The 10,750-nt window shown below is 66.3% G+C and carries 11 protein-coding genes; 10 read left to right on the top strand and 1 reads right to left on the bottom strand.

The features are described 5' to 3' along the window. Positions 1-608 (bottom strand): transcriptional repressor (locus K9L28_10300; protein ID MCF7936717.1); only part of this gene is annotated, 608 nt, incomplete at its 3' end. Positions 609-702: 94 nt separating this feature from the next. On the opposite strand from K9L28_10300, the gene K9L28_10295 reads away from it, so the two are divergent. The 10 genes from K9L28_10295 to K9L28_10250 form a co-directional block, all read left to right on the top strand. Continuing rightward, entirely contained in the window at positions 703-1,704 is a 1,002-nt protein-coding gene (locus K9L28_10295) for a BMP family ABC transporter substrate-binding protein (GenBank protein ID MCF7936716.1), read from the top strand. An 85-nt stretch (positions 1,705-1,789) separates the two neighbouring features. Then, a complete protein-coding gene (locus K9L28_10290) occupies positions 1,790-2,227 on the top strand; it encodes a hypothetical protein (GenBank protein ID MCF7936715.1) in 438 nt (145 codons plus the stop codon). A gap of 106 nt (positions 2,228-2,333) precedes the next feature. Then, positions 2,334-3,509: a DegT/DnrJ/EryC1/StrS family aminotransferase gene (locus K9L28_10285; GenBank protein ID MCF7936714.1), complete on the top strand. Its 1,176-nt coding sequence runs from the start codon at positions 2,334-2,336 to the stop codon at positions 3,507-3,509. Continuing rightward, complete coding sequence (locus K9L28_10280) at positions 3,493-5,319, top strand: polysaccharide biosynthesis protein (protein ID MCF7936713.1); 1,827 nt, start codon at positions 3,493-3,495, stop codon at positions 5,317-5,319. Before K9L28_10285 ends, K9L28_10280 begins: the two co-directional genes overlap by 17 nt. Positions 5,320-5,360: 41 nt before the next feature. Then, positions 5,361-6,431 (top strand): GNAT family N-acetyltransferase, encoded by a 1,071-nt coding sequence (locus K9L28_10275; protein ID MCF7936712.1) that lies wholly within the window; start codon positions 5,361-5,363, stop codon positions 6,429-6,431. Positions 6,432-6,447: 16 nt separating this feature from the next. Further along, positions 6,448-7,104, top strand: coding sequence for a sugar transferase (locus K9L28_10270; protein ID MCF7936711.1), 657 nt, complete (start codon positions 6,448-6,450; stop codon positions 7,102-7,104). A gap of 2 nt (positions 7,105-7,106) precedes the next feature. Next, on the top strand, positions 7,107-8,090 hold the full coding sequence (locus K9L28_10265; GenBank protein ID MCF7936710.1) for a sulfotransferase: 984 nt from the start codon (positions 7,107-7,109) through the stop codon (positions 8,088-8,090). 166 nt (positions 8,091-8,256) lie between these two features. Beyond that, the gene (locus K9L28_10260; protein ID MCF7936709.1) at positions 8,257-8,610 is read left to right on the top strand and encodes a ferritin-like domain-containing protein; all 354 of its coding nucleotides are present in this window, start codon (positions 8,257-8,259) and stop codon (positions 8,608-8,610) included. 90 nt (positions 8,611-8,700) lie between these two features. Then, positions 8,701-9,507, top strand: coding sequence for a bacteriocin family protein (locus tag K9L28_10255; GenBank protein ID MCF7936708.1), 807 nt, complete (start codon positions 8,701-8,703; stop codon positions 9,505-9,507). 110 nt (positions 9,508-9,617) lie between these two features. Then, positions 9,618-10,750 (top strand): NAD(P)/FAD-dependent oxidoreductase (locus tag K9L28_10250; protein ID MCF7936707.1); only part of this gene is annotated, 1,133 nt, incomplete at its 3' end.

Genomic DNA, 10,750 nt, shown 5'->3' with positions numbered 1-10,750 from the left:
AAGCCCCCTTGGCCCCGGACTTGTGGGCACCAGGGCCCATTCTCGACGATCCGGTTGCCGCACCGGCCACGTCGTCTCGGCCTGCCGGGGGCGGCCGCCTCCCTCCGGCAGTCCTCGCAGAGCCCCTGGAGCTCCAGGGTCTGCGGCAGCAGCGAGAATCCCGTGCCCTCCGCCCAGGCGGCGAGGGTCTGCTCCTTGTCGCCGTCCTCGGGGAGGTGGATCACCCTGCCGCAGCGGCAGCAGAAGAGGTGGATGTGCATGCGGTCGTCGGGCACCTCGTAGCGGGCGAACCCCTCCTCCAGGTTGATCTGGTGCAGCAGATTTGTCTCCACCAGGATCTCCAGCGTCCGGTAGACCGTAGCGAAGCCCACGCCGGGGTCCTCCCCGGCGATATGGTCCATCAGCTCCCGTGCGTTGAGATGCTCGCCTCTGTGGGCCAGCAGGACGTCGATAATGGTCCGGCGCTGGCTGGTGACCCGGTACCCCGCCTCCTTGAGGGTCTGGATGTACCATCGGCGTTCCCCCGGCGCTCTGTCGTGACCTCTCCTGCCGTGGCGTCCCGGCATGCCATCACTCCCGTCGCTGCTCTTTTGGATATCCGCCGCCATTATACTATGCAGGGGAGCGCACGCTCCGGCTTCCGATGGGTCGGCGTAGGCAATTCGGCGTTCCGGTATTATACTATGCAGCGTGTCCTGTGGAATGTACAGAGAAGAGGTGACTGCAGCCGTGAAGAGATGGATTGCGATGCTTGCCGCGCTGTCGCTGCTCAGTGCTGCTGCTGCGGCCTGCGCCGCGCCGCTGGAGGTGGCCCTGGTCATCGGCGATACCCTGGGGGACAAATCCTTCTACGACAGCTCCAACGCCGGGCTGGAGAAGGCCCAACGGGAGCTGGAGGTGCGGGGGAGGGTGCTGGAGTGCCGGGGTGACCCCGGTGCCTATCTGCCCTCCCTCCGGAGGGCGGCCCGGAACGCCGACCTGGTCTTTGTGGTGGGCTTCGAGCTGGAGGAGGCCTTCGAAGAGGTTGTTCCGCGGTTCCCGGAGACCGATTTCGTCCGGATCGACATGTCCGGCGATGTGGCCCACGCCAGCTATGTGGACTTCAAGGAGAACGAGGGCGCCTTCCTCGCCGGCGCCCTGGCGGGATTGATGACCAGGACCGGCACGATCGGCGCCGTCTGCGGCGAGGATGTCCCGGTGATCCGAAACTTCCTGGCGGGCTACAGGCAGGGCGCCGGGTACGTGGATTCCGACATCGAGATCCTTGTCGCTTTTGTGGACAGCTGGGCCGATCCCGCCGGGGGCAGGGAGACGGCCCTCTCCCTGCACAGCCGGGGCGCCGACGTGATCTTCCAGATCGCCGGCGGGAGCGGCGAGGGTGTGATCCGGGCGGCCAGGGAGGGGGGCTTCCGGGCTATCGGCGTGGACGCTCCCCAGGAGTGGCTGGCCCCGGATCATGTGCTGGGCAGCATGGTGAAACGCTGCGACGTGGCCGTCTACGACCTGATCAAGGCCAGGCTCGACGGCAGCTACAAAGCGGGTCACACCTACAGCCTGGGGTTCAGGGAGGGCGGTGTGGGGCTCTCCTGGACGCCGGAGATGAAGCGGAATGTCCCCGAGGACCTGCAGGAGCGGCTCCGTGGAATCGAACAGCAGCTCATCGACGGGGAGATCGCCGTCGATGCGTACCGGGACAAGCCGTAGCGTGCCGAAGCGGCGGTCTTTGCCTCCCGGTGAGGTGTGGTACAATGGCCGCTGATTTCGGAATCAGCGAAAGGAGGCGAAGCGTATGGCGTCGCAGAGACAGGTAAATCTCGACGAACTGATCCAGATGCTCCTCAGCAGGATGGAAGGCCTGGCCATGGCCGACGAGAACCTGAAGACCCGGCTCAATATCATCTCCAGGGTTCTCTACAACAAGGGCCTGATCACCGACGAGGAGATCAAGGACTCCATCCGGGAGGAACACAATATGCTCAAGGAGCTGGAGCTCGTCAGCGAGCTTCCCGACGAGGAGACCGTGGAGGCCGTTGCCGAGAGCATCCTCCAGTGGATCAAGGGCGATGTGGAGGGCCTGAAACGGAACATGGCCGAGTACGAGCAGCAGCTCAAGGAGGCCCAGCAGTCCCAGCAGCAGCCCCGTATCGACGTGGCCTCGCCGGACATGCTCAACGAACTGGAGCGCCGCGGCGGCGGGCAACAGGGCGGCAGCAACCTGATCCTCTAGCCGGCCTGGGCGCGTCCGGGATAGACGGCAGGAGCGCAGCGGGTGGCCGGTTGGGGTCGCCCGCTGCGTCTTCGTGGACCATTCTTTGTGAAACGAGGTGGTGCGGGTGCGTGAGATCCCCCTTTCCAGCGGACAGATCAGCGACGGCGACATCCAGGCCGTGCTGGCGGTGCTCCGGTCGGGCCGTGTGGCCCTGGGCCCGGAGATCGCCGCCTTCGAGCAGGCCGTCGCCGAAACGGTGGGGGTGCGGCACGCCGTGGCCTGCTCCAGCGGCACGGCGGCGCTGCACGTGACCCTGGAGGCACTGGGTGTCGGGCCGGGCGATGTGGTGCTCACCACGCCCTTCAGCTTTATCTCCAGCAGCAATGTGATCCTCATGACGGGGGCGGCGCCGCTCTTTGGGGATATCGATCCCGAAACGCTGGTGCCCTCGCCGGAAACGCTCCGGCAGACCATCGAGGGCGTGCGCCAGGGGGCCGTCACCCTCCCCGGCGAGGATGCCCCCCTGGCCCCGGAACGCCTCAGGGGGATGCTGCTGGTGGATGTCTTCGGCATGCCCGCGCCGCTGGCCGAGTACGAGCGGATCGCCACGGAGTACGGGCTGTTCTTTGTGGAGGACAGCTGCGAGGCCCTGGGCACCAGGGCGTTCGGGCGGATGTGCGGGGCCTTCGGCGACGCCGGCGCCTTCGCCTTCTACCCCAACAAGCAGATCACCACCGGCGAGGGCGGCATGATCGTCACCGACCGCGACGACATCGCGGCGACGGTCCGGTCGCTGATCAACCAGGGGCGGGACGACAGCGGCGCCTGGCTCGCTCATGTGCGGCTGGGCTACAACTACCGGATCGACGAGATGTCGGCGGCCCTGGGCCGGTCGCAGATCGGCCGGCTCGACGCGATCGTGGACCGGCGCGCCGCAGTGGCCGAACGGTACGGCCGGCGGCTCGCTTCGATCCCCGGGGTGACCCCGCCGGCGCCGGGTGACTGGTGCGACCGGATGAGCTGGTTTGTCTACGTGGTGCGCCTGGATGAAGGGATCGACCGGGACGCCGTCATGGAGGCCCTCCAGGCCAGGGGTGTGGCCTGCAAGCCCTACTTCACGCCCATCCCCTACCAGCCCTTCTACGCCGAGCGGTTCGGGTTCGCGGAGGGCGACTTCCCGGGGCTCGAAGCGGTCTGCGCCTCGGTGCTGGCGCTGCCGTTCTACACCGATCTGTCCGACGAGGAGATCGACTATGTGACAGACAGCCTCCACGAGGCCCTTCATGGTGCGGCGGGCTAAGCTCTGGCTGGCGGGGCAGTGGCTTGCCTGGGCGGGGAACCGGAGACGCCTGGTCGCGCTGGATCTTCTGTTGCTGGCCTTCGCCGCCTATATCGGCTACGCCCTGCGGCTGACCCTCTTTCTGGAGCCCCGCTATCTGGCGGACTGCGCCCTGGCGGCGCTGCTGTTTTCCCTTTCCATCGCCGCCTCCCTCTGGATCGGCGGGCTCTACCGGGTGCTCTGGCCACAGGCCAGCGTGGAGGAGTACCTCCGGCTCGCCCGGTGGTACCTGCCCGGCCTTCTGCTCTTCTGGGTGGTGACGGCCCTCCCCGAGTGGCTCATCGTTCCCCGCACCTCCCTGGCGATCATGGCTATCTCGGGGCTCATGCTGCTGGCGGCGCTGCGGGTCTCCTGGCGGCTCTGCCGGATGGCCCCTGTCGCCCCCTCCGGAGCCAAACGCCGCCGTGCTCTAGTGGTGGGCGCCGGCGAGGCGGGGACGCTTCTGGCCCGGGACGTGCAGCGCAACGACGGCGACCTGGAGCTGGCGGGTTTTGTTGACGACGATCCGGCCAAGCGGGGGATGCAGATCGCCGGACTGACTGTCCTGGGAATGGTTGCGGAGCTTCCCGGCCTCATCGACCGGAACGGCGTGGAGGTTGTCCTGGTGGCGATCCCCAGCGCCGCCGGGCGTCTGCTGCGGGGGCTGCTGGACCGGCTCGCCGAGGAGGGTGTGGAGGTGCGGGTGCTGCCTTCGCTCCACGAACTGGCAGGCCGCGGCGTTTCCATGAACCGGCTCCGCAATGTGAGGCTGGAAGACCTCCTGGGCAGGGAGCCGGTGGAGCTCGACATGGGCGGCATCGGGGCGCTGCTCCGGGGCCGGCGGGTGCTGGTGACCGGCGCGGGGGGGTCCATCGGCAGCGAGATCTGCCGACAGGTGCTGGAGTACGCCCCCAGCGACGTGGTGGCCCTGGGCCACGGGGAACACTCCCTCTACAGGCTGCTGGAAGGCTGCACGGAGCACCCCGTCATCCCCGTGGTGGCCGACGTGGCCGACGCGCCCTCCATGGAGCGGGTCTTTGCGAAATACACGCCGGATATCGTCTTCCACGCCGCGGCGCACAAGCATGTGCCCCTCATGGAGAGCAACGCCAGGGAGGCGCTCCGCGTGAACGCCCACGGGACCGCTACGGTGGCCCGTCTCGCCGGCGAACAGGGCTGCAGCCGGATGGTGATGATCTCCACCGACAAAGCGGTGAACCCCGCCAACGTCATGGGCGCCACCAAGCGGCTGGCCGAGCTGGTGCTGCAGGAACAGCAGCGGGTGTTCCCCGAAACGGCCTATGCGGCGGTGCGCTTCGGCAACGTCCTGGGCAGCCGGGGGAGCGTGGTCCCCAAGTTCGAGGAGCAGATCGCTTCGGGCGGCCCGGTGACGGTGACCCACCCGGAGATGCGGCGCTACTTCATGCTCATCCCCGAGGCGGTGAGCCTGGTGCTCCAGTCGGCGGCGCTGGGCAGGGGCGGCGAGCTCTTCGTCCTCGACATGGGCGAACCGGTGCGGATCGTCGAGCTGGCGGAGATGCTCATCCGCCTCCACGGCTACACCCCGGGCAAAGACATCCAGATCGCCTTCACCGGCAAGCGCCCCGGCGAGAAGCTCTTCGAGGAGCTCTTCTACGACCCGGACTGCGTGGACCGCACGGCCCACGAGAAGATCTTCCTGTCCAGGAATGAGGGGGTTGCCGTCGAATCTGTGGGGGCTGCGATCGCGGATCTGCTCAACGAAGAAGACGATGCAGGGTTGATGGAAACACTGCAAAGGGTAATGGTCTGATATGTGGGTTGCATACCGCAACGTCAGCTTGGAGTGATCATGTGACCAAACTACATCTCTTGTCGCTACAGGAGCCTGCAAGGTGGAACCAGACAATCCGACGTGCCGGGCGGTACGATTTCTATCATCTGGCCTCATACCACGAGCTCGCCCGACAGAACGGAGAGGGCGAGCCGCTGCTCTTTGTTCTCTCCGGGGGCGAGGCCTTCGTGGCGCTGCCGCTGCTGATCCGCTCCCTCGACGGTACGGTGGAAGGACTCCGCGGCGAAGGGCTGCGGGACGCCACATCGGTCTACGGCTATCCCGGGCCTCTCGTTTCGGGCGAGAACGCCCGTCCTCTCCTGGCTCCCTTCATGGACGAACTGGCATCCTACTGCGACAGCCGGGGGATCCTGTCGGTCTTCTCGCGGCTGCACCCCCTGCTTCCCCGACAGGATGAGCTGCTCTCCCGGGGGGAAGTTGTGCCTCTTTCGGAGACGGTGTCCGTGGATCTCTCGATGTCGCTGGACGAACAGTGGAGGCAGCACCGGAAGAACCACAAGCGGGGGATCAACAAGCTGAAGCGGGATGGGTTTTGCTGTCTCTGCGATACCAGGGGCGACTGGCTCGCGGCTTTTGTGGAGGCCTATTACGAGAATATGGAGCGTGTCCAGGCCGGGGAATCCTATTTCTTTCCCCGGGGGTATTTCGAGGACTTCCTCCGGATCCGCGACTTCACGGCGAAGCTCTTTGTCTGCACCTACCGGGATGAGCTCGCCGCGGCGGGGATATTCACCCTCTGCGGGGATGTGGTGCAGTATCACCTCGGCGCGACCAGGGGGGCCTTCCTCTCGGCCGCGCCGATGAAACTGGTCTTCGACACCGTCCGCCGCTGGTCCTGCGGGAAGGGGGCGTCCCGCTTCCATCTCGGTGGAGGTGTCGGGAACAGGGAAGACTCCCTGTTTTTCTTCAAGGCCGGTTTTTCCGGGGAGCGGCACGATTTCAAGATCTGGAAGTGGATCGTCGATCCCAGGCGGTACGACGACCTGCTGGAACAGCGCTGCGCCTGGAAACGGTCCCGGGGGCTGGCCGAGCCCCGTCGCGAGGGGTTCTTCCCGGCCTACAGAGCCTGATGAGGGGCGACAATTGATGAAGACCTCCTACCCACTGCGGAAACGTCTCTTCGATCTTACGATTGCCGGAACGGCGACACTGCTGCTCTCCCCTGTCATCGCGGCGGTGGCGCTTCTGGTTCTGGTTTCCATGGGACGGCCCGTGCTCTTCCGACAGCAGCGTCCCGGCCGGGGCGGCGTTCCTTTCTATCTTCTCAAATTCCGGACCATGACAAATGAACGTGACCAGGATGGAAATCTGCTGCCTAATGCAGAAAGACTGACTCCTCTGGGCCGTTTTCTCAGAAAGAGCAGTCTCGACGAGCTGCCGCAGCTGTTCAACGTCCTCAAAGGGGAGATGAGTATCGTCGGTCCCCGGCCGCTGCTGATGGTCTATCTGCCCCACTATCCGCCGCGCCTGATGGAACGGCACAGACTGCCTCCGGGGATCACCGGCCTCGCCCAGATCGAGGGACGCTATCTCCTCTCCTGGGAGGAACGGTTCCGGAAGGATCTGGAGTATGTGGACAGCTGGAGCTTTTCGCTGGACCTGGAGATCCTCTGGAAGACCCTGGGCAAGGTGATTCAGCGAGAGGGTATGGACGAGCAGACCTTCTCCGGCGAGCGGCCTGACTTCGCCGCGCTCCGGAGAGCCTTCCAGGACCGGGAGGACACGGAAGGGGGAGGAACCTAGCCATGGGGACAGATCCGACGCAGGAGGAGCCGCTGATCTGGAAGGAGAAGGACGCCTTCGAAGAGAACCTTCTGGAGAATCTCAACATCAGTCTGGAAGAGCTGGAAGCGACGCTGGAGAAGACCCTTGACGGCTGTGGAGAGGAACCAGTGCCTGTCTTCCTTGTCGGTGCGCCCCGGTCGGGGACGACGCTTCTGTCGCAGCTGGTCTCCTCCTGTCTCGATGTGGGCTACATCAACAATCTGATCGCCGCCTTCTGGAAGGTGCCGACAGTGGGCGTCTCGCTGTCCAGAAAGCTCCTCTCCGACCGGCCCCGGACGGATTTCCGTTCCTGCTACGGCCGCACCGGAGGCATCGAGGAGCCCCACGAGTTCGGATACTTCTGGTCGGAGCTGCTGGGCAACCGCGATCTGGGGGAGCCTGTGGACCGCAGCGGGATCGACTGGGAGCTGCTGGTCCGCAGGATCACCGCCATGGCCGCAGCCTTCGGGAAGCCGCTGGTCTTCAAATCCTTCCACGCCCTCTGGTTCACCCGGGAGATGGCCGATCTCTTCCCGCGGAGCATCTTCGTCCGGATCACCAGGGATCCTCTCGAGAATGCCGCGTCGCTGGTCAAGCTCCGCAGGGGCATCAAGGGAAGCGTGGAGGAGTGGGCCTCGCTGCGGCCCAGGGAGGCCGACCGGCTCTGCCGGGAGCACTATGGCATCCAGGTGGCGGGACAGCTTTTCTATATCGACCGCTATCTGCACAACGAGCTTGCCCGTCTGCCGGCGGAGCGGAAGCTGGAGCTGCGCTACGAAGAACTCTGCCGCGACCCGGCTGGAGTGCTTTCCGCTGTGGCGGAGAAGCTGGAGGATGCCTGGCCCGGTCTTCGGCGGCGTCAGGAGCCTCCGGAGCCCTTCGCGGTGCGCCGGGCGTCGGCGGAACTCACCGGAGAGGAGCTGGACAGGGTCCGTGAAGGACTCCGCCGGTTTGGTCTGCAGTGAGGTCTGGGCATGCCGGGGATGACGTCCCGATAGGGCAGAGACCTTACCGATCCCCGCCAAAGTATGATAGCATCCACAGAGGAGGGGCGCAGCCTGTTGGCGGCGCCCCGGCCGAAAGGTGTATAATTGGAACTGTAATTCTTGCGAAAGGGGTTGACATGCTCCCATGTATCATGAACCGACAGAGGAACTCCAGGCGAAAGACAGGGATATCCATCGTGCGTTGAACAGCCTCAAGGAGGAAGTGGAGGCCGTGGACTGGTACCACCAGCGGGTGGCCACCACCGGCGACGACACCATCGGCGATATCCTCGCCCACAACCGCGACGAGGAGATCGAACACGCCTGCATGGTGCTGGAATGGCTGCGCAGGAACGTACCCGCCTGGGAGGAGAATCTCCGGACCTACCTCTTCACCGAGGCACCGATCACCGAGGTCGAGGAGGCAGGCGGCGGAAACGGCGAGGGCGGTTCCCCGGGGACCGACGGCTCGGGACTCGGCCTGGGGAGTCTGAAGTAGACGACCCTGCGGACGCCCCCCGGCCCCGGGGATCTTCCCTCTGGCCGGGCGGAGGAACGACGAAGCTGAACACGGAAAGGAGCGTATAGCATGGATATTCTCAAGCGAGCACTCTCCCCCATTCCCGACGAGGCGTGGGAGGAGATCGACGACCAGGCGCGGAGCGTGCTGAAGGGCCACCTTTCGGCGCGGCGCTTTGTAGATGTCTCCGGCCCCCACGGCTGGGAGTACGCGGCCCGTCCCATCGGCCGGATCCGCGTGGACGAAGACCGGAAGAAGGACGACGTGGGCTTCGGCGTCCACGAGATCATGCCCCTGGTGGAGACACGGTGCACCTTCACGCTGGACCGCTGGGAGCTGGACAACGCCGTGCGCGGCGCCAAAGACATCGATTTCGGCAACCTCGACGAGGCCGCCCGCAGCATGGCCCGCTTCGAGGAGGAGGCCGTCTACCACGGCCTGGACGAGGGCTGTATCGTGGGCATGAAGCAGGTGGGCAGCAGCCGCTCCATCGACATGGATACGGCCAGGAATTCAGGCATCCTCCGCGCGCTCGCCGAAGCGGTGAACACCATGCGCGACGACGGCGTGGAGGGGCCCTACGCCCTGGTGGCCGGCAAGGATCTCTGGAACACCATCTACTCCGTGGAGACCGGCTATCCCATGACCAAGCGCATCGACAGCATCACCGACGGCGGGGACATCATCTATCTGCCCCATTTCAACGAGAGCTACCTGGTCTCCACCCGCGGCGACGATCTGGAGCTCACCATCGGGCAGGACCTCTCGGTGGGCTACGTGGCGGCCACGGAGAAGGATGTCCAGCTGTTCCTCACGGAATCCTTCACCTTCCGCGTGATCACACCGGAGGCCGTGATCCCCTTCAACGTCTCGTAACGCCACGGGGGATCTGCAGCCCAGACGCTGCGGACAACACAAGAGCGATGTTCAAGCGGCCCTGCAGCACGAGGGCCGTTTTTCTGTAGCAGGAGGGAGTGGTCGGGATCGTGACGTCAGAGGCCGATGTGGCCATTGTCGGCGCAGGTGTGGTGGGCTGCGCCGTCGCCAGGGAGCTCGCCCGTTACAGGCTCTCGGTCTGCGTGGTGGAGAAGGAGGCCGACGTAGGCTGGGGCACCAGCTGCCGGAACAGCGGCGTGGTGCATTCGGGCATCAACTACCGCCCCGGGACGCTGCGGGCCCGTCTCGACGTGCGGGGCAACGAGCTGATGGCGCCGCTCTGCCGGGAGCTGCGGGTGCCCATGCAGCGGATCGGCAAGCTCACCGTCGCAGGCTGTACAGCGGAGATACCGGAACTCCACCGGATCAGGGAGCAGGGCGAGGCCAACGGCGTGCCGGGGCTGGAGCTGATCGGCCCCGGGGCCATGCGGCGGATCCAGCCCGGCGTGGAAGGGGTGGCGGCGCTCCACTCCCCCTCCAGCGGGATCGTCTGCCCCTACAGTCTGACCATCGCCCTGGCCGAGAACGCCCTGCGGGGCGGCGCGGCCTTCCGCCTGGAGAGCGAGGTGACCGGGATCCACCGGGGCCCCGGGGGCTTCACGCTGCAGACTACCTCGGGTGACGTCTCCGCCCCGGTGGTCATCAACGCGGCGGGCCTCGGCGCCGACCGGGTGGCCGCCATGGCCGGCATCGACGGCTACCGGCACTATCCCTGCCGGGGGGAGTACTACGTGCTGGACCGGCGGCTCGCGGGCAGCGTGGCCACGCTGATCTACCCCGCCCCCCGGGTGGACAGCCCGGGCCTGGGCATCCACCTGACGCCCACGGTGGAGGGCAACATCCTCATCGGCCCCAGCTCGGAGTATGTCGGGGAGCGCGAGGACTGCGCCACCACCCGGCAGGTGATGGCCTCGCTGCGGGAGCACGGCCGCGAGCTGCTGCCGGGGCTCTCCATGCGGGACTTCATCCGGAGTTTCGCCGGGGTCCGTCCCAAGCAGACCCCGCCGGAGGTAGGCGGCAACAGGGACTTCGTCATCGAGGAGTCTCCGGATTGTCCGGGGCTGATCAACCTCATCGGCATCGAGAGCCCGGGGCTCACCGCCTCGCCGGCCATCGCCGAGATGGTGCGGGAGATGGTGGCCGTCCATCTGCCCCTGGAGGCCGACGAGGGGTTCGTCCCGGA

It is taken from the genome of Synergistales bacterium, assembly GCA_021736445.1.
GTDB lineage: Bacteria > Synergistota > Synergistia > Synergistales > Aminiphilaceae > JAIPGA01.
This window is presented reverse-complemented; position numbering and strand designations above follow the sequence as displayed.

What these genes read in the sequence shown, in the direction of transcription:
- K9L28_10290 (MCF7936715.1), top strand. Translation starts at nt 1,790, where the DNA reads ATGGCGTCGCAGAGACAGGTAAATCTCGACGAACTGATCCAGATGCTC.
- K9L28_10280 (MCF7936713.1), top strand. Translation starts at nt 3,493, where the DNA reads ATGGTGCGGCGGGCTAAGCTCTGGCTGGCGGGGCAGTGGCTTGCCTGG.
- K9L28_10265 (MCF7936710.1), top strand. Translation starts at nt 7,107, where the DNA reads ATGGGGACAGATCCGACGCAGGAGGAGCCGCTGATCTGGAAGGAGAAG.
- K9L28_10260 (MCF7936709.1), top strand. Translation starts at nt 8,257, where the DNA reads ATGTATCATGAACCGACAGAGGAACTCCAGGCGAAAGACAGGGATATC.
- K9L28_10255 (MCF7936708.1), top strand. Translation starts at nt 8,701, where the DNA reads ATGGATATTCTCAAGCGAGCACTCTCCCCCATTCCCGACGAGGCGTGG.
- K9L28_10270 (MCF7936711.1), top strand. Translation starts at nt 6,448, where the DNA reads ATGAAGACCTCCTACCCACTGCGGAAACGTCTCTTCGATCTTACGATT.
- K9L28_10295 (MCF7936716.1), top strand. Translation starts at nt 703, where the DNA reads ATGTACAGAGAAGAGGTGACTGCAGCCGTGAAGAGATGGATTGCGATG.